This is a genomic window from Lachnospira hominis (ex Liu et al. 2021), assembly GCF_014287955.1.
GTDB classification, from domain to species: domain Bacteria; phylum Bacillota; class Clostridia; order Lachnospirales; family Lachnospiraceae; genus Lachnospira; species Lachnospira hominis.
Genome location: NZ_JACOPD010000002.1, coordinates 431,730 through 450,914 on the forward strand (window position 1 = coordinate 431,730; position 19,185 = coordinate 450,914).

14 protein-coding genes and 1 other annotated feature are annotated in these 19,185 nt (G+C 36.2%); of the genes, 4 read left to right on the forward strand and 10 right to left on the reverse strand.

Features of this window, described 5'->3' with window-relative positions; genetic code table 11:
* Window positions 1-188 precede the first annotated feature (188 nt).
* Window positions 189-1,475: an EAL domain-containing protein gene (locus tag H8S01_RS04540; RefSeq protein WP_186836320.1), complete on the forward strand. Its 1,287-nt coding sequence runs from the start codon at window positions 189-191 to the stop codon at window positions 1,473-1,475.
* Here H8S01_RS04540 and H8S01_RS04545 read toward each other — a convergent pair.
* Window positions 1,472-2,554, reverse strand: a complete 1,083-nt coding sequence (locus tag H8S01_RS04545) for a glycosyltransferase family 2 protein (protein WP_186836321.1) — start codon at window positions 2,552-2,554, stop codon at window positions 1,472-1,474. The two genes, H8S01_RS04540 and H8S01_RS04545, sit on opposite strands and share 4 nt — an antisense overlap.
* A gap of 76 nt (window positions 2,555-2,630) precedes the next feature.
* Here H8S01_RS04545 and H8S01_RS04550 point away from each other — a divergent pair, with 76 nt between their 5' ends.
* Complete coding sequence (locus H8S01_RS04550) at window positions 2,631-3,608, forward strand: hypothetical protein (RefSeq protein ID WP_186836322.1); 978 nt, start codon at window positions 2,631-2,633, stop codon at window positions 3,606-3,608.
* Window positions 3,609-3,611: 3 nt separating this feature from the next.
* On the opposite strand, the gene H8S01_RS04555 is transcribed toward H8S01_RS04550, so the two are convergent.
* From H8S01_RS04555 to H8S01_RS04585, 7 genes are all read right to left on the reverse strand, one after another.
* Window positions 3,612-4,409: a ZIP family metal transporter gene (locus tag H8S01_RS04555; RefSeq protein ID WP_186836323.1), complete on the reverse strand. Its 798-nt coding sequence runs from the start codon at window positions 4,407-4,409 to the stop codon at window positions 3,612-3,614.
* A gap of 9 nt (window positions 4,410-4,418) precedes the next feature.
* Window positions 4,419-5,528 carry an MGDG synthase family glycosyltransferase gene (locus H8S01_RS04560; protein ID WP_186836324.1) on the reverse strand — a complete coding sequence of 370 codons (1,110 nt, stop codon included), beginning with the start codon at window positions 5,526-5,528 and terminating at the stop codon, window positions 4,419-4,421.
* Window positions 5,516-6,178: a glycerol-3-phosphate acyltransferase gene (locus H8S01_RS04565; RefSeq protein WP_021867162.1), complete on the reverse strand. Its 663-nt coding sequence runs from the start codon at window positions 6,176-6,178 to the stop codon at window positions 5,516-5,518. Before H8S01_RS04565 ends, H8S01_RS04560 begins: the two co-directional genes overlap by 13 nt.
* Window positions 6,179-6,355: 177 nt before the next feature.
* A complete protein-coding gene (locus H8S01_RS04570; RefSeq protein ID WP_186836325.1) occupies window positions 6,356-8,071 on the reverse strand; it encodes a carbon starvation protein A in 1,716 nt (571 codons plus the stop codon).
* 124 nt (window positions 8,072-8,195) lie between these two features.
* Window positions 8,196-8,467, reverse strand: a binding site (T-box leader).
* A gap of 116 nt (window positions 8,468-8,583) precedes the next feature.
* Window positions 8,584-12,960: a right-handed parallel beta-helix repeat-containing protein gene (locus H8S01_RS04575; RefSeq protein WP_186836326.1), complete on the reverse strand. Its 4,377-nt coding sequence runs from the start codon at window positions 12,958-12,960 to the stop codon at window positions 8,584-8,586.
* A gap of 131 nt (window positions 12,961-13,091) precedes the next feature.
* Window positions 13,092-14,489 carry a radical SAM protein gene (locus H8S01_RS04580; protein ID WP_186836327.1) on the reverse strand — a complete coding sequence of 466 codons (1,398 nt, stop codon included), beginning with the start codon at window positions 14,487-14,489 and terminating at the stop codon, window positions 13,092-13,094.
* A gap of 138 nt (window positions 14,490-14,627) precedes the next feature.
* Window positions 14,628-15,191 carry a TetR/AcrR family transcriptional regulator gene (locus H8S01_RS04585; RefSeq protein WP_186836328.1) on the reverse strand — a complete coding sequence of 188 codons (564 nt, stop codon included), beginning with the start codon at window positions 15,189-15,191 and terminating at the stop codon, window positions 14,628-14,630.
* A gap of 215 nt (window positions 15,192-15,406) precedes the next feature.
* Here H8S01_RS04585 and H8S01_RS04590 point away from each other — a divergent pair, with 215 nt between their 5' ends.
* Window positions 15,407-16,828: an MATE family efflux transporter gene (locus tag H8S01_RS04590; protein WP_186836329.1), complete on the forward strand. Its 1,422-nt coding sequence runs from the start codon at window positions 15,407-15,409 to the stop codon at window positions 16,826-16,828.
* Between the two features lie 166 nt (window positions 16,829-16,994).
* Window positions 16,995-17,372: a hypothetical protein gene (locus H8S01_RS04595; protein ID WP_186836330.1), complete on the forward strand. Its 378-nt coding sequence runs from the start codon at window positions 16,995-16,997 to the stop codon at window positions 17,370-17,372.
* Window positions 17,373-17,392: 20 nt separating this feature from the next.
* Here the strand turns inward: H8S01_RS04595 and H8S01_RS04600 are convergent, their stop codons facing one another.
* Together H8S01_RS04600 and H8S01_RS04605 are read right to left on the reverse strand one after the other, a co-directional pair.
* Window positions 17,393-18,577 (reverse strand): SLC13 family permease, encoded by a 1,185-nt coding sequence (locus tag H8S01_RS04600; RefSeq protein WP_330605490.1) that lies wholly within the window; start codon window positions 18,575-18,577, stop codon window positions 17,393-17,395.
* A 24-nt stretch (window positions 18,578-18,601) separates the two neighbouring features.
* Window positions 18,602-18,850 (reverse strand): hypothetical protein, encoded by a 249-nt coding sequence (locus H8S01_RS04605; protein WP_021867154.1) that lies wholly within the window; start codon window positions 18,848-18,850, stop codon window positions 18,602-18,604.
* Window positions 18,851-19,185: the final 335 nt, after the last annotated feature.

Below are 19,185 nucleotides of genomic sequence, written 5' to 3' on the forward strand. Positions count from 1 at the left end.
CATTTATACCTCCTCACTTCAACCTATTTATCAGCCTCGTAGAATTATTCTTTTGTAAAAAAACAATATTAAAATTGTAAATCGGTTGCATATATAGTTTTTTTGTAATATAATAAGTATAGCTTTTTTCGTGATTTAATTTTAATTCGTCTTACGATGTTCTTTCTGTAAGGCAGAACAGGGAAGGTATGGAGTTTATGCAATATGATACATTGACGGGTCTTCTTTCAAAACAAGATTTCCATGATACATGCAAGAAATATATAAAAGAGGGTTCTAAAAAACTCGTTTTAATATCCAGTGATGTGAGTAATTTCAAGTATATCAATGAGTTTTACGGACGCGATACAGGTGATGAATTTATAAAAACAATGGCTGATTACTTTTATAAAGATAATCCACGCTGTCTTGTTGCCTACCGCAAAGAAGGTGACCAATTTCGTGGACTTTACGACCTGGGAGATTTTTCCCATGACAGGGAACTCGAACGGATTGCTGATATGAATACGGCCTTTGAAGATATGATGAATAAAAAGTATCCTAATGTATATATACATGTATATACAGGCGTTTACTTTATCTCCGATTCATCAGAAGATACTGACACTGCTCTTGACCGTGTTCATATTGCAAAAAAGCAGGCAAAAGGGAAGTTTGATGTAAAGTTTCAGGTATATAACCAAAATGATATGACAACCATGCTCAATAACATGCGTATGTCTAACATGTTTATCCACGCTTGCAGACAAGGTCGTTTATTAATGTATCTGCAGCCCAAGTTTTCAATTTCCAAAAATAAAATCGTCGGTGCTGAAGCCCTTGTTCGTATTCTGGATGACCATAGTAATATTATTCCGCCCGCCCAGATTATCCCTGTGCTTGAAAGTACAGGTGTTATAGACACGCTTGATAACATAATGATTGAAAAAGTCTTTGAACTTCAAAGACGCTGGATTAACGAAGGACGGGAAGTCTTTACAATTTCAGTCAACGTATCACGGCAGCGTTTTACAAAAGGTGATTTCACTGATATGGCAATTGCTCTTCAGAAAAAATATAATATTCCACCATTCCTTATTGAATTTGAGATTGTTGAATCTGTTTTTATTGAAAATACCGACACTATTGTCAACACGACAAATCAGCTCCGTTCATATGGTTTTCTTGTAAGTGTCGATGATTTTGGATCCGGATATTCATCACTTAACCAGATTGCCAATATGCCTGCTGATACAATTAAACTTGATCATATATTTGCCAGCAAATCACTGTGCACTGACAAAGGCCGTATTTTAATCCGCACTTTAATCAATCTGCTTCACCAGATTGATTATAATGTTGTCTTTGAAGGCATAGAAACGCTTGAGCAAAAGCAGCTTGTCGAGTCATACGGATGTGACCTGATTCAGGGCTTTTATTACAGCCGCCCTATTCCTGTCAGTGATTTTGAAAATAAATATATGTGTCTGAATTAATCTTCTTTTCTGCCCGTATCAGACAGCCTTTCGTCAATATGGCAATCAACAAGAAGCTTTATTCCTAATGAAAGAAGTAGATACATATTACATTTCATCAAAAAAGCAAATCCCCCCAGCATTATTTTATATGATAATGCTGGTATTTTTTTTGTATATCTTAATGGATTTTTTAAATATTTTTTAGTCAAATCATATGATGCATACCTTTTTAAAAGATTTATTACAGCTCTTATCTTTCCTGTACTGTACTCATACTCCATTTTTCCATCAAAAAAGGCAGCAAAATATATTGTCCATGCAACAATACTTTCATAATTTTCAATTTCATCTTGACTGTACTGTTTTTTTTCATAATTCAAGCTGTCAATTTTATCCTGCAGATCCTGTGCAATCCTCATCCAGTCTTTATCACCATCTTTGCGGTATGTATTGGAAACTGACTGTTCATTTCTCCTGTATACATAAATTTTTTTATCTATAAATGCATATCTTGCACCTGCAATATAGCAAAAATAATTGTATATCTTATCCTCAGCATATCTGTAATCACCAAATTCAATCTTATTGCTGTCAAGAAAGCTCTTTCTATACAACTTTGCCCATGCATACGACAATGTCCCTATTGAAAAAAATCCACCAAAAGCAAAATCCACTGAATTCATATTTAATCCTGCAAATCCACTGTTTTTTGAAGCATCCAAAAGCCTGTTCTTCCACAATCTCTGGTAGTTTCCAACTACTATATCCACATTCTCCATTTTTTTTATAAGTTCAGATACAACACAATTATCAGTAAGATAATCATCGGCATCAACAAACATAACATAATCGCCAGCCGCTTTACTCATTCCGTAATTTCTTGCAGCTCCTGCAGTACCACATTTATCATGATATACTTTTATATTGTCATATCTGCGGGCATACTCCTTACATACATCCGGACTTTCATCATCCGAACCATCCTCCACAACGATAATTTCAATATTTTTATAATCCTGCAAAGCAACACTTTCAAGACATTTTCCGACATACTCAGCAGCATTGTATACAGGAACAATAATTGATACCTTTTCCATTTTTTCTCCATTCTTGCACATTTTTCAACATTATAATATAATAAAATGTAGTAATTTTAGTCCCCGGAGGGTTATCGTGAATAAATTATCTCTTTTAAATAATACACCTGTTGATTTAGTTTATAAATATATTGATTTGAGCGATCCGGCTCTTAACCGCACAGATTCTGTCCGCAAAGATTTTGACAATAACGAACTTCGGTATTCTATCCGCTCAGCATTGAAAAATATTCCATGGATTCGGTACATTTATATCATTATGCCTAATGAGCGTGTAAGTTTTCTAAAATCTGCCGATTTGATTTCACAGCGTATCAAATATATTAAAGACAATGATTTACTCGGATTTGACAGCTCGTCTTCGACAACTTTTGAATACAATCTCTGGCGTCTGAAAGACTTTGGCTGCTCAGAGCACATTATATACGCTAACGACGATAACTTTTTCGGAAATCCTCTGAAAAAAGAAGATTTTTTCTACGAAGATGCGGGAATCGTGTATCCTTATACATTATATAAGGACAAGACAGGCTCTGATATGCGTCATTCTATAATGACAAAATATTTTATCGCCGACAAATTTCTTAAAAAAGCAAATCCAAATACAATGTATGGTTTTTATTACAGGGTGCTTTCTGCCCACAGCATAACATGTGCGGCTTTACAAGAAAAAAAATTAACATTTCCGAAACGTCCTTTAAACACACTGCACAATGCAATTCCTTTGAAATTATCCGAGATAAAGACATGCTATAATATAGTAAAAAAATATTACCGATATGCAGATGTCTGTCTTTCAAGCACAACAAATGAGACAGTACAGCCTTCTTTTCAGAATCTTTACGGCTTTTACTTTGTCAACGCAAAAAACAGAAAAATCAACAGTTCACTTTCATACGGAATTTCAAGTATACAAAGATGCACTGCCGAAATTGGAAATTATGATTTATTCTGCCTTAATACCGGTGCCGATGGCGGAAGCACCGAGGCCCGCCGCCATGAAATCAAAGTTATGGAATCACTCTTTCCTAATCCATGCCCATATGAAAAATAATAATTATCCAAGAACTACATCAAGTGTCATCATAATCGAAAATCCCACAGCAAATGCTATTGTTCCAATGTTTGAATGTTTACCCTCTGACATCTCCGGTATAAGTTCTTCAATCACAACATATATCATTGCTCCCGCGGCAAAGCTTAAAAGATACGGCATCGCTGGAACTATGAATTTTGATAAAAGTATGGTAAAAGCTGCTGCCACCGGCTCTACTGCTCCTGAAAGTATACCGTACCAGCATGCTTTTCCTTTTTTCTCTCCCTGTGCATGAAGCGGCATTGAAATAATCGCTCCCTCTGGAAAATTCTGTATGGCTATTCCGATAGACAGTGCCAGTGCACCCATAAGCGTAATCTGCGAATTTCCCAAAAGATAACCTGCATATACTACGCCAACTGCCATTCCTTCAGGTATATTGTGTATAGTGACTGCAAGTACCATCATCTGTGTTTTCCCAAGACTGCTATTTGGTCCTTCTGATTTACTGCTGTTCATATGAAGATGCGGAACTGCATTATCAAGAAACAAAAGAAATAATATTCCAATCCAGAATCCTATAAATGCCGGAAAGAATGACATTTTTCCCATTCCCTGTGATTGTGTCTGCTCCATTGCCGGAATTAACAGGCTCCATATTGATGCTGCAACCATAACTCCCGCAGCAAATCCTGTCAATGCTCTTGTTGTCATTTCCTTCATATTATTTTTCATAAAAAACACACATGCTGCACCGAGTGACGTTCCCACAAATGGTATCAGCAGGCCTATAGAACAATTCAAAAAATTATCACCCATATGTCAGCCTCACTTTTCCATATTATTTTTCACTAAATTATATATATTCATTGAACTGTTTTTTGATATTATATCTGACTGATTTTTTATCATTATATCTTTCTGCTTATCGTCACGAAACAATTTTATTCCCTGTTTTATAAGTCCGTCCGTTGTTTTTGCACTTATGCTCATGCCATTTTTCACAAAGAACCTGCTGTTTTGTGTCTCACATCCCGGAATAGGCTTTGTATGTATAATCGGAATATTGCAGACAGCCGCCTCTGTTGATGTAAGTCCTCCCGGCTTTGTATATATGACATCACATGCTTTCATATAAACAGGCATATTGTTAACCTGTCCTTTTATTATTACATGCGGTATATTTTCATCTATAAGCTGTTTATACAGTTTTTTATTAGTTCCACATATTACTATTATCCCCTCATCATCATTTAAAGCATATGAAAGTTTTTTTACAAGTTTTGAAATATCACCGGCACCCATGCTTCCGCCTGACACAAGTATATATTTTTTATTTTCGTCAAGCGAAAGGATATTTTTTGCCTCTTTTTTTTCTATATTATCATTACATGAAAGCGAAACCGGAATACCAAAACTTCTAAGCTTTTCTTTCTTAATTCCACGTTTTATAATCTCACCGTTCAAACTTTCATGCGGTGTTATGTAATAATCGCAGTTAGTCTCTTCCCAAAACGGAATACATGTATAATCTGTCATCACAGCTATTGTAAGCGGAAGCTTCATACCATGTCTTTTCATGTAAGTTATCGTCTCCGCCGGATACAGATGAGGCATAATAACTGCATCTGCAGGATTTTCTTTGAGATATTGTTTTATATATTTTGCCATAACTGAATTCACATAATAAACCGGAGACCTGTGGCATATTCTGCTGACTCCCATCCCGAGTTTATATACTGCACCAAAAAGTCCCGGAACATTTTTTACAGTTTCTATATATACATTTCCGACCGTCTTTGAAACTTTATTTCCCGCAAGGCAAAGATAATCAAGCACGACTGCTTCATCCCCGTTTTTTTCAAAAATCTCTTTAACTGCCCTGCCGGCAGCATTGTGGCCACCACCGGTATTACACGATAAAATCAAGATTCGCATATTTTCTCCTTTTCTGTGCATATTACATGTTTATAAATTACAATAAAAGAAATTATTATTATTCCAAATATTACGCTTTTTTCTTTGACAAAAAATAAAGACAATGCTATTACACTTCCGAATGTTATTATAGTTCTTCTTGCATGACTCTTTATTCTTAATATCAAAGAAAAGAACAGATAACATGCAATAAGAATCGTAAGCGGCATTGTGTCAGGATAAAGCCCCAACATGACACCAAATGAAACCGCAATTGCCTTGCCGCCTGTATTTCCGTCTGCAAATACCCGTGGCATATTTTTTTCTCTATTAATATATTTCATACGGAATTTCATATAAAAATAATAAACGCTAAAAGCATGCCCCATAACGGGAGCTGCCATAACAAATGCAAACAAAACTGACTCTCTGCCAATATACTTTGCACTGAAAAATACAGGTATAAATCCTTTTAATAGTTCAGCAATAAGGACGCTTATACCACAAATAAATCCGCCGTATCTAAATGCGTTATATGTTCCGGGATTACCATCATCCGACAATTCGCATATGTTAATCTTTTTAACAATACGCGGAATTTCGTATCCATAAAGAACACTTCCAAAACAATATCCGATGCATATTGCAAGCCAATAATATAAATTTTTCATACACTCCGTCCCTTCTCATATTTACGTAATTTGGGCAGATTCACCCTAAATGCATTTCTGCACCGGGACATTGTATTTTGCCAGCATAAATAAAAAACGTTTTCCACTATGTTTATATAATAATCATAACAGAAAACGTTTTTATTTTAAATATATTTTATTAATTTAACATTCTAATTAAGCCTGCTCTGTATTCTTCTTTGTTGTGAAGAGTTTCTTTAAGCAGCTGTATGCAACACATACACCAAGTACCATAAGTGCTGCTGCAACGATGAGCTGTAAACCATCAACAAGGAATGTAGCTTTACCATTTACAACATTGCCTACAAGAGCGATTACTTTCTGAACAAGAGCTGTAAATGTTACCGCAAGCATGATGAACATAGGAGCATATAATGTCCAGCCTGTTCTTCCTGTTGTCTTTAAGAATACTGCTATAGCAATAAGAACCATAGCTGCAAGCAACTGGTTTGCAGAACCAAATAATGGCCATACATTGTTGTATCCACCAAGTGTTAAAAGGTAACCAAAGAACAATGTGATAACTGTTGCAAAATACTTATTTGTAAGAACTCTCTGTACAGGAGTCATTGTAGCTGGGTCTGTGCTGTCTCCATAAAATAACTCCTGGAAAGACATACGTCCGATTCTTGCTACTGAGTCAAGTGATGTTAAAGCAAGAGCTGAAACACACATTGTCATAAATACTGTTGCTACATGAACAGGAACACCTAATTTTTCAAGGAATCCGGCAACACCTGTTGAGAAAATAGCAAATGGAGTACCAGCTGGTTTTGTACCATTAACAGCAACAGCACCAACTACTACAAGTGCAACGATACCAAGTAATGATTCAACAACCATTGCACCGTAACCAACCATAGGCATATCTTTCTCATTGCTGATTGTCTTTGATGATGTACCTGAAGATACAAGACTGTGGAAACCTGAAACAGCACCACATGCAATTGTTACAAATAATGTAGGGAAGAGCATCTGTTTTGAAGCACCGCTTCCTAATGTAAATCCGTTAAACGCATTTAAGTTCATGCTTGGATGTGCAACAACAACACCAAGCACAGCACCGATAATCATACCGAGAAGCATGAATGTTGTCATATAATCTCTAGGCTGCATTAATAACCACATTGGCATAACTGATGCAAGGAAAAGGTAAGCCATGATGATGTAAATCCATGCTGACTTTGTAGCATAAATTGGAAGTGCCATACCTACAGCGAACATAGCAACCAAAAGCACGATTGCAACGATAGCCTTAACCCATTCGTTCATCTTCTTACCAGCTTTTGCAATTGACTTCTGAACAAGTCCAAAGATAATAGCAACAACGATAAATAACATAGAAATTGAAGCAGCAGAAGCATCTGCATTAGCAGTCTTTTCTGTCATTCCTTCAACACCCTTTGCTACGAATGTACCGGCAACCATATCTGTGAAAGCCGCAATAACAAGGAGTGTAAATAACCAGCAGAAAAGCATGAATAACTTTCTACCTGTCTTACCTATGTACTTCTCAATAATCATACCCATTGACTTGCCTTCATTCTTAACTGATGCATATAAAGCACCAAAATCCTGAACGGCACCGAAGAAAAGTCCGCCGACAATCAGCCAGAGTAAAACAGGTACCCAGCCGAATACCGAAGCAAGAATAGGACCTGTTACAGGACCTGCACCTGCGATAGATGAAAACTGATGTGAAAATACTGTAAACTTAGATGATGGAACATAATCCTCACCATCTTCATGAGTGAATGCAGGTGTCTTTGCTTTTGGGTCAAGTCCCCACTTATTAGCGAGCCAACGACCATATAAAAGATAACCTGCTCCTAAACAAACGATTCCGATTAAAACAATAACTAAACCATTCATTTTGTTTCTCCTTCCCTGACGGAATATCTATAACCGTCTATGTATAAATGTTTATTCAGAAAGTTCTACGCAATTTCCTATTTATAAAAAAAAGCTTTCGTCTTAAAATATGCCTTACAGCATACTCAAAGACGAAAGCTAAAACTTCCGCGATACCACTTTGATTGCCACTTACGTGACCACTCTGCCTCATCTGACGGAGACTTTAAATCGTCCGTTTAATAAGCTTCTATATAACGGTAGAATACCGGTGACACTTAATCTTAATCAATATTGACTAATTTCAGTGCACTGCTCGCAGATGATGTTATCCAAAATCACATATCATCTCACACCAACCGATGACTCTCTGCAATGCAAACATCTTGGATAAACTGTTCTGTTCACTGCATTTAACTTTCTGTTTACGTGTATTTATAGCACTCCGTTTATAAGATGTCAACACTTTTTTAATAAAAATTTTAATTTTTTGATTATTATCAAAAGTAATGCAGTGAACAAACTTATTTTAATTAATTATTTTTACATTTTTTCTTTTTTGATAAAAATAATGCCGCACCTGATACTGCAAGAAGCATAATATACATATAAAGGTTGAAATTATCACCTGTATTTACTGAATCATCCGCTGTACTTCCCAAAACCGGCTCTTCTTTAACATCAATATTGGCATTGTTTCCATTATCTGTGTTATCTTTACCGCCCGCTTCAGAACCGCCAGATATTACTTCTTTAGCCTTATCTGTGTATACAATGGCATATGTTGAAAACTTATCTGTTTTAAATGTAATAACGCCTGTTTTTTCATTAAACTGACACTTATCACTGTCCAAAACAGTAACTTCGCCATTATGCACTCTTATAATCTTATATGTTCTTTCAATATTGCTATCTTTATTAAGGAGCTTCTCAGGAACTGCAATCTGTAATGTCACTTCTTTATTAACCTGTGCACTTACTGCTTCACCATCACCAATCTTCTTAATAATGCTTATATCAAAAATCTGTCCGATATTACCATTTTCAACAAGTGATGAAAGATTCTTTTCTACAAGTTCTTTCTCTTCGGTCTTAACTTCATCATTAATAACAAGACTTACAGAAATATTGCTTCCTGCAGCAATTGAAGCTTTTTCTTCATCAGTAAGTTCAACTGATGATTCAATTTCCTTTGCTGTATCCTCAGCATTATCAATCTTTGGTGCATCACCCTTGCTTTCAACATTACCTTCTGTCTTGCCCGGTTCAACCTGTTTTTCAAATGAGCATCCAATCTTGGAACCGTTTACTCCTGCTTCATAAATCCTGCTGTCGCTCTTTAATTCATAAAGCTGGTTTACATTAATGCTTCCGTCTGCATTTCTGAATACCTCATGGTAATCCGCTGCATATGATCCCTTTGATGCATTGTATCCAGGAATAGTTGTATTCACAAAATCACTAAGTGCAACTGTATAATCTTTTGCCTCAGAGCCTGTGTACTTTGTCTTTGCTCCGTCCTTGCAGGTCCATTCATTTACCCAGTATGTTCCCACACCCTTGTAATTATAAAGCACATGGCTTAACTTGCCCTTGAACTGGTCTGTCGCTGCATTCTTTGATGCTGCTGCCGATACGATATTCGTATATTCTGCATCTTCTGATGTCCTGTAGCACATGAAATTTGCCTTAGTCTTATCGTAAATGCCATTGTTTACGGCAATACAGTTGCTCATCTTTATAGCTCCGCCGTTGCCGTTATCCGTAAATCCTGTCGCACCGTTATTGAATGCAAGACAGTTCTCCACAACGTGCGGTGTAGGGCATGCCCCATTGCTTCCGCCAAGCTTGAAACCGTTCATGTCGCCGTTTGCTGAACCTGAGCCATCCGTAAGCTTGCCGTTGCCGAATGCTATACAGTTCTTTATTGTTACCACCCCGATTGGGCCTGTTGCAGGCTTTGCATACAGATCCCATCCGTCATCACTGTTGCAGTATGAAATACATCCGTTAAATACATTTCCCTCGCCGCATGTAAGCTTTGCTGCGAATCCGTCCGCATTCTCACATGTTTTGATATCCTTGTTGTCATATGCCGTACAGTTAAGGATTGTATTGTATGACGGCCACTGTTCTATTGAATTATATGATGTATTGTATCTGCTTATCTGCAGACCTGAATCATGGTTTGCATAGAACCGGCAGAGTTCAATCACATTATGGTCACCTGAAAGAAGCATTCCGTTGTCACCTGCATTGCAGATGTCAATGTCATAAAAATGCCAGTATGAACCGTCAAGTGTTATTCCCCTGTTGGAACCTTCTTCTGCCATTCCGTCAAAGTTGATTGTTACAGGCTTTCCATTGATGCTGCTTACTGTCTTGTAAGCATCTGCTGTGCCGCTGTTATCCTCTGAAATGATAACAGGTGCCTTATACATGTCATATACATAGTATGTTGCAGAAAACATCCAGATTGTATTTCCCGGCTTTACCGTGTTAAGGGCTGTTACGAAATCCATCGGTTTCTCATATGAACCGTCACCCTCGCTGCTTCCCTTTGCAGATACATATATATCTCCATCCTTGAAGCCCGGTGCCTGTTCACGCACTTCATTGTCAACCCTTTCACCGGGTTTGTCACCTTTGTCTGTATCGCCGCCTGTTGACGGTTTGTCCTCGCCCGTTCCCGGCTTATCTTCGCCTGTTCCCGGCTTGTCTTCGCCCGTTCCCGGCTTATCTTCTCCTGTTCCCGGTGTCTGGCTGCCGTCTCCCGTGAATGAAATATAGAAAAGGATTGTTGCATCCTTCTTTGCTATCTTATGTTCACCTGCTTCAACATCCATTGAAATGACACCGTCTGCGTCTGCCTGGACAGCTTTTCCGTCAATCTTGATCTTCTTTGACGCTTCTGTTACAAGCACAAGCTTTCCTTTTGATGCCGCCTTAAATGTGACTGATGTTGAACTTTCCATTTTAAGACACTTTGTAAGATTAAGTCCGTTATATTTATTTGTTCCCTTCTTATCTGTAAGATTTCCTGAAATAGTAAAGAAACTGTCTGCTGTTGTGTAATCTGTTGTGAAGTTATGTACAGCTGAAGCTGCTGTCTCACCCGTTGACGGCTTATCTTCACCTGTTCCCGGTTTGTCTTCGCCCGTTCCCGGCTTATCTTCGCCTGTTCCCGGTTTGTCTTCACCTGTTCCCGGTGTCTCTCCTGTGCCGGGCCTGTCTGTGCCTGAAACACTGCCGCCTACAGATACAAGTGTTGTCTTATATGACATAAGTTTTGCTTTTAATGGTTCATTAACCGCATATGATTCGTCATCAACTGAATTGTCGAATGTCCACTTGAAATCCCCGCCGTTCATGCGTCCTGCATATTTTACGACTGTATCTTTCGCATCCTCTGCTGACTGTACACTGTATTTGTAAAAATCAGCTGCCGTATCGAAATTGCTGTACTTTGAACCGCCCTTTAATGCAGAACAGTCAATAACTTCGTCTCTTGATGATGCCTCATAGAAATCAAATCCTGCTGCATCCTTCTGATATGTGACCGCCGCCTTTGCTCCCTCGATGTGGTTGCCGTATGCTTTGATCACGCCGCCATTTTCACCTGAAAATATTCCCTTTACAGTCTCGGCATACTTTGTGTCTGAACCCTGTCCTGCCATAAGCATAGGGAACTTGCAGTTTCTGTAATAATTATTTTCTGAAAATACGGAACTTCCCATTGTTGCACCGATTCCGTACTTTGAATTACCATCATAATAGTTGTTGTATACATGCACCGTACATGTCCTGATTCTCGGACATCTTGAATCTGCATGGTCATACCAGTTGTGGTGGTATGTTATGTAATTTGATGTCGTCTCACTCTTCATTCCCTGAAGATTGCTCTTTCCTGTATCATAGAAATGATTATATGAGTGTGTGACATATGTTGATGTCTTTGTATCAAGTGCTCCGTCACCCTTCTTCTGGTCTGCGTCTGAACCTGCATGTCCATAGAAGAAATCACAGTTATGTACCCATACATGGTCATTGTCCTGCTGGAGGCCTACATCATCACCCTCGTTACTGTCGCAGTTCATGTATGCAAGGTTTCTTATTTCAACATTTGAAGATCCTTTAACGCGGAGTCCCCAGCCGTTTGCCGTTGCATCTTCGCCGATACCTTCAAATGTGATACCGTTTTTGCATCCGTCTATTACAATATCACCCTTATCCATGCTTTTTAAATCAGTGATATTGCCGACAAGTCTTACATCAAGTGGTCTGCTGTCCTTGCCTTTTTTGAATCCGTAAAGTATTGCCTGAAGTCCTGTGTATGAAGTAACTTCTCCTTTTGAGCCTGTCACAACATCAAGGGACACTGTATCCTTTGTATTCTCTGTAATATATAAAACAACTGCGTTGTCTTTTAATGTTCCGTCCTCGTTATATGCACCTGATGATGTTCCGTTGACAAATCCGTAACCGCTTCTGTCATATGACATTACTTCAACAGCAGACGTAACAATGCTTGCTGTTGTGCTGTCAGTAACAGCTTCAACCTTGAACATATATTTTCCCGCTTTAAGGCCGGGTGCATCAGCTCTCCAGTAATCCGGATACTGTCTTATAAGCTCATCGTCAAGCTTTTTGTAAGCTGAATCTGCTTCTGTTTCGCCCTTGATATAGACGTTATAAGACTTTGCCCCATCTACAGGCTGCCATTCAACATAGGCACTCTCGTACCATCCGCTGCATTCTCTGCTGCTCACAGTTACCTGTGACTGTGATGCCGCAGAACCGTCTTTTGCATATGCAGAAATCCCCTGCTGTGGCAGATATGAAAGCGTCATTGCAAACGCCATCACTACAGCCGCAGTCTTCCTGCATCTGAATAAAATACCCTTCTTCATAAATTTACTCCCTTTTTACATAATATGAGTTTTATCAAACTCTATTTTGTATTTTATCATATCTATGAAAATAGTCAATATTTATATATTCAACAGATGTTCAGCACTATTTTTGTGCATTTTCACATACATTATTTCTTTTTATAATTTTCGTAAGAATGTTTTTTATGTTTTTCTTCTGCCCAGAGACGTTCTGCACAAGGCTTCCATTTTCTTGCATATTCCTCACATTTACCGCATAGATGCGTTACATCCTCCGGAGACTGCAAATCTGTTGACTTCGCACCTGTTTCTTTTACCATCTGCTGCAAAATCTCCGGATTTTCAAGCATCGGACATGGGCGGAGATGATTTTCATTAAACGGCTGTCTGTCACGATATGCCATAAATAATGGCTGTTTCAATATTTCAAGCAATGAATGCGTACGTATATTAGCACCTGAATAATGTATAAATACACAAGGTTCTGCATCACCATTTGCATTAATATGGAAATAATTTCTTCCTCCAGCAATACATCCGCCAACATATTCACCATCATTCTGGAAATCCATTGTAAATATTCCTTTGCCGTCTTTCATATTACGAATCTGCCTTACACGGTCTTTCATATATATACGCTGCTGCATTGTTGGCAGAAGTTCAACTGCTGCATCATTGCCAACCGGCATATAATGGAAATAAAATGCATAACGACATCCTTTTTCGACCATCAAATCAACAAATTCATCACTTGTAACTGTTTCAATATTCTTTGATGTATAACATATTGATGTACCAAATATAAGTCCATACTGCTTTAAAAGCTCCATTGCATGCATTACTTTTCCGTAAACACCATTACCGCGTCTCAGATCATTAACTGCTTCAAAGCCTTCAAGACTTATTGCAAGATAGAAATTGCCGACTTCAACCATCTGCTCACACAGCTTTTCATCCACAAGAGTACCGTTTGTATATGCAAGAAATGCACAATCACTATGTTTTTTACACAATTTTATAATATCTTCCTTGCGTACAAGCGGTTCTCCACCTGTAAACATATAAAGATATATACCAAGCTCTTTTCCCTGAGTTATAACACTATCCATCTCATCGAATGTAAGATTAAGTTTATTGCCGTACTCTGCCGCCCAGCATCCTGTACAATGCAGATTACATGCACTTGTAGGATCCATAAGAATAAGCCATGGCACATTACAGTCATGTACTTCTCTCATCTTTCTTATAGTCTTAGTTCCATGGAAAAATGCTTCGTAACCAAGATTAAGTGCCGTTGTTTTTAAGACATGCGGATTAATTTCATCGAGAAGTCTGTTAATATATTTATTTAAAGTTTTGTCTTTATCACAAATAAGTTCTTTTACTTTATTATAATCAACATCTATCTTTTCTGAGCCCATATATTTTTCCATAAGGTCAACGAGTTTTGTAATTTCTTTCTCTCTGTCCTTATCAGCATTCTTTAAAACAATATCAACTGCCTTTGAAAATGCAGCTCTTCCTGCTATATGTGTCATTGTACCCATAAATATTCCTCCTGCGTTTAAATTCTTAAACTTAAATGCATTATATATTTATAAAATATAACTTCACACAGTCAGATAGGCCATTTTGTCTAAATTTCAGTCACTTGTCTGAAAATGTCTAATTTTTAACAAGTATATTTAATTCTTTTTTATTTCAAATGCTTTAACCGCATCGGACACGGTCGCCTCAAATATATCTGCAATTTTCTTTACAAATTCTTCCCGTTCTTCAGGCATGCCACTCCGAATCCATTCTATAGTACATCCAGTTACAGCATACTTATAAAAATCACAGATAAATATAATATTTTTTTCATTTATTTCAATATTTTCAGAATTAAGCGTAACAAAACGCCTTATAAAATTAGGTGTAACAGCCATTAAATACTTTTCAATTACACTTCTGCTTCGTGAATTATATATATGAAGCAATGCGTTTTTATATTTCATCATTACATCAAATGCTCTCACACATTCATCATAAAATGTCTTGCTGTTTCCATCTTCTTCTATTACTTTCTTGCTTTCTGTGCTTACCACATCTTCAAGCAAATCATATATATCTTTATAATAATAATAAAATGTGTTTCTATTAATTCCACATTCATTCACAATTTCTTTTACAGTTATCTTGTCAAGAGATTTGCATGCAAGCATTTTCAAAAAAGTATCAATAATAGCCTGTTGTGTAAATTTAGACACGGGGTATTGCCTCTCTTTCATCTTTAATTTATTATTAACTTCTGTAATTAATGTTAATTATTTTACCATATTGCAGTTGCATTTTCCATCATAATAAATTGAAGTAATGCTTTTTTTCTGTATTTTATTAAATAAAAGTAACTTTTATCATTGCATTTACAGCATTATTTTTTTAAACTAATACCTGATTACTAATTAAATGGAGGACATTTTTAATGGCTGCAGAAAACAATATCAATTCATCCGGTTCTGAATTATCTGAAAAAGACAAAAAATTCAGGGACTTTGCATTAAATGGTAATTTATGGAAAGTAATATTTTACGTATGTATACCACTGTCCGTTTTTCAGCTTATAAACCACCTTTTTAACATTCTTGACACTATGATGGCATCACATGTAAGTGCTATAGCTGTTTCGGCAGTTGCATATCTTTCACAGCTCCAAAATATGATTAGTGCCGTTGGTACAGGTCTTGCAGTAGGAAGCTCCTTAAAAATCAGTGAGGCATATGGTGCCGGTGATTATGACATGGTTAAAAAACGGTTAAGTACGTTAATTACAATCTGTGGCATATGCTCAGCAGTTGTTCTTTGTATACTTCCTTTTACTCCTGTGCTTCTGCGTTTATGTGGAACACCCGAGGATTTTATTAATGTAGGAACAAAGTATTTTATAATTACACTTTTTTCAACAGTACTTAGTTTCTTTAATAATGTATACATAGCCATTGAACGTTCACGCGGCAATTCTAAAAGAATCCTCCGCCTTAATATGTTTGTAATCATATTAAAGCTTTCAATCACAGCATATTTTATCTATGGACTCAACGCCGATATTACAATGATTGCCGTTGCAAGTGTTATTTCACAGGCATTTCTTTTTGTAATGGCAATACATAATTTATGTTCAGGCAACGATGCATTTACATTCAGCTTTAAAAGTATCCGCTTTAAGAAAAACGTTGTTAATCCTATGCTTAATCTTTCTTTCCCTGTCATTGTGGAAAAAGTTGCATTTGCAATGGGAAAAACAGTAATTAATTCTATGAGTAAAAACTATGGTTCTGTAACTGTCGGTGCACTTGGAATATCAAATAACATCAACGGAATTACAACCCAGATGCAAAATGGTTTTCAGGATGGCGGTGCTTCAATAATAAGCCAGAACCGTGGTGCCGGAAACATCAAACGTGCTCTTGGAACATTCTGGAGACTTGTGATTATTGAAGCATCACTTGGATTAATTATGTATATCATATTAAATATTTTTGCTGGTCCAATAACATACCTTTTTGCCAACAGCCAGGATGGATATAATGTGGAATTCCAGAATATGATTATTAAAGTTTTCCGTTACGATTCACTCGGCGGATGTGTTCCTCTCGGAATAAATGCAGCAGTCATGGCACTTTTATTTGGATTTGGAAAAACAAAGCTCACTCTTTTTTGTAATTTCTGCCGTGTTTTTGTTTTCAGAATCCCTATTCTTTGGGCATTACAGAACTTTACAACTCTCGGAAGTGAAAGTGTCGGAATCGTAATGTGTTTAAGTAATATACTTACAACTATTTTATCTTGCATCGTTGCATTCTTTGTAATACGAAACATTAAAAAAGATTACAAAGAAATGATATAAAATATTAAATAAAAAATGTCATAAATTTACTATTGATTTTTTGTGCATTATAACTATATAATATATTTGTGTCGAGTTGATTGATTCTCATGTATGATATATTACAGAATGAGTAACATTCAACTATATCCTTTTAATTTGCTTTTTATGACAGGAGGTTTGTCTTATGAATAATAATTATGAAAGACCTGTTGCCTTTGTTATACCTGAATCAGCAGAAGGCATCTATGCCGCAAGCGGTTCTGGAAATATGACTGTTAGTTCTCTCAATGTCTGGGACAGATGGAATGGCGGTGGAAAAGGACTTATCTCTGCTTCGTGGTCAGGAATCAATGGAACAGTTTCTCTTACAATCAATTTTAATAATACTATTGATCAGGTAGAAGTTGATGGTGTATCAGCTAACAGCCGTGTTTCCGGAAGTTCTGCAACAATAACATTCAATGCATCCGAAGCTTCCTCATGTACAATAGGCGTTCATGTTAATAACGGTTCCAACATTGATGCATTGGCTGTAACAGGTTATGATTATTCTGTAACTTAACAGTCATCCTTAGATTAAATTTATAAACTCAGATAATATAATACAACGAGAATTATCAAAAATACAATATTTGATATAGTAAATGTAATAAAATATTTCTTTTTCAAATCAGGTTTATCTCTTGATATATATTTAAAACTGATAAGACTTGCCATAGATGCAATTAATGTTCCCAGTCCTCCAATATTTGTACCTACAATTAATGCGGAAATATTATCTGTAAAACCAGCAAGTAAAATAGCAGCCGGAACATTACTTATAACCTGACTTGCAATTATAGCAGTAATAGTTTCCCTACCGCCTATAATTCTCATAAGGGCATGACTGAAAAACGGAATTCTTCCCACATTTCCTATAAATACAAACAATGCAACAAATGTAGCCAGTAAAGAATAATCAACTTTCGTTAATACTTTTCTATTTCTTATAACTGAATACAATAATACAAGTATAAGCGGAATTATATAATGTACCTTATGTGCAACAGCAAGAATACTTATCAAAAATAAAGCTGAATAATTTATTAAATATGCCTTATTAACATTTTTCAATGTTTTACCATATACTTTTCTTATATTTCCCGTATCATACTGATTTTTTTCATTTCTGTTGTCACTTCTTTTTTCCAATATTATTTTTAAAGCTGCTACCCATACAATAAGCAGAATCAACGAAACAATACTATATAGTAGCATTAATTTCACAAAACCCAGTACACCTGTATTGGCTGATTCGCTATTAAGTTTACCATATAAAAAAAGATTCTGAGGATTGCCTATCGGCGTTAGCATACTTCCAAGATTTGCCGCTACCGTCTGCATTGCTACACAATTAAGAATCCATTTTTCACGCACACATTCCTCTGTTTTATTAAGTATTATAATCGCTAACGGAACAAAAGTAATAAGTGCAACATCATTCGTAATAATCATAGACATAAAAAAACACAACAGAACCAATACAAGTACAATTGAAGATGTATTTCTTACTTTGTTTAACACTTTATCTGCAATAAAATCAAAAATCCCCTCCTGTCTGAATACTGCCACTATCGTCATAAGACAAAAAAGTATTGCAAGTGTCCTGAAATCTATATATGTTAAATACTGTCTGTCAGGTTTAACTGCAAGCATTGAAATCACTGCTAATACAATTGATACAACAAGCACTGTATCTGTTTTAACAAATTTACATATCTTTTTCACATATATCTTCATTTTAACCGACTTCTAATACTTAACATTAAGACGATGACTGTAACCTTCCATTCTCTTGGCAAAAATATCAAGTCTTGCTTTGAATTTGGTATATGTTTTCTCATCAATCTTTGATTCTTTATGGTAATTATTCAGCATTAAATCAGCGTCTTTATATGCTTTTATCGCCAAATCTTTATAATTATTTTCCAGATTCATCTGAATCTCATTAAATGCTTTTTCAAGCTCTTTCTTTGATATATCTTTTTTAAATAATGACATTTGTAATTTCCTTTTATATTACATATTCATATACAAACAATAATTTATAAGCATGTCAATGCCACTTCCACTGTTTCTTTATCTATTCCAAAGTATAGCACCATTGTAATTACAGGTGCAACTCTTTTGTCTGATAGTTTATTTAATATATTATATATTTTTGTGTTGTATAGTATATAATTATTCTCCACAATAAAAATTCCCCACCAGCCACTTTGATATGCTACCCTCATATAGGACAATGAAATATAAAAGTCCTATATGGGGGTATTTTCATGTCTAGAAAAAGTAAAATCAATTCAGCAGAAAAGGTAAAAATAGTTGAACAATACCTT

Bases quoted from the DNA above. Each gene is read 5' to 3' on its own strand.
- H8S01_RS04575 (WP_186836326.1), bottom strand. From the start codon at position 12,960: ATGAAGAAGGGTATTTTATTCAGATGCAGGAAGACTGCGGCTGTAGTG.
- H8S01_RS04565 (WP_021867162.1), bottom strand. From the start codon at position 6,178: ATGAAAAATTTATATTATTGGCTTGCAATATGCATCGGATATTGTTTT.
- H8S01_RS04580 (WP_186836327.1), bottom strand. From the start codon at position 14,489: ATGGGTACAATGACACATATAGCAGGAAGAGCTGCATTTTCAAAGGCA.
- H8S01_RS04590 (WP_186836329.1), top strand. From the start codon at position 15,407: ATGGCTGCAGAAAACAATATCAATTCATCCGGTTCTGAATTATCTGAA.
- H8S01_RS04605 (WP_021867154.1), bottom strand. From the start codon at position 18,850: ATGTCATTATTTAAAAAAGATATATCAAAGAAAGAGCTTGAAAAAGCA.
- H8S01_RS04570 (WP_186836325.1), bottom strand. From the start codon at position 8,071: ATGAATGGTTTAGTTATTGTTTTAATCGGAATCGTTTGTTTAGGAGCA.
- H8S01_RS04560 (WP_186836324.1), bottom strand. From the start codon at position 5,528: ATGCGAATCTTGATTTTATCGTGTAATACCGGTGGTGGCCACAATGCT.
- H8S01_RS04540 (WP_186836320.1), top strand. From the start codon at position 189: ATGGAGTTTATGCAATATGATACATTGACGGGTCTTCTTTCAAAACAA.
- H8S01_RS04555 (WP_186836323.1), bottom strand. From the start codon at position 4,409: ATGGGTGATAATTTTTTGAATTGTTCTATAGGCCTGCTGATACCATTT.
- H8S01_RS04595 (WP_186836330.1), top strand. From the start codon at position 16,995: ATGAATAATAATTATGAAAGACCTGTTGCCTTTGTTATACCTGAATCA.
- H8S01_RS04545 (WP_186836321.1), bottom strand. From the start codon at position 2,554: ATGGAAAAGGTATCAATTATTGTTCCTGTATACAATGCTGCTGAGTAT.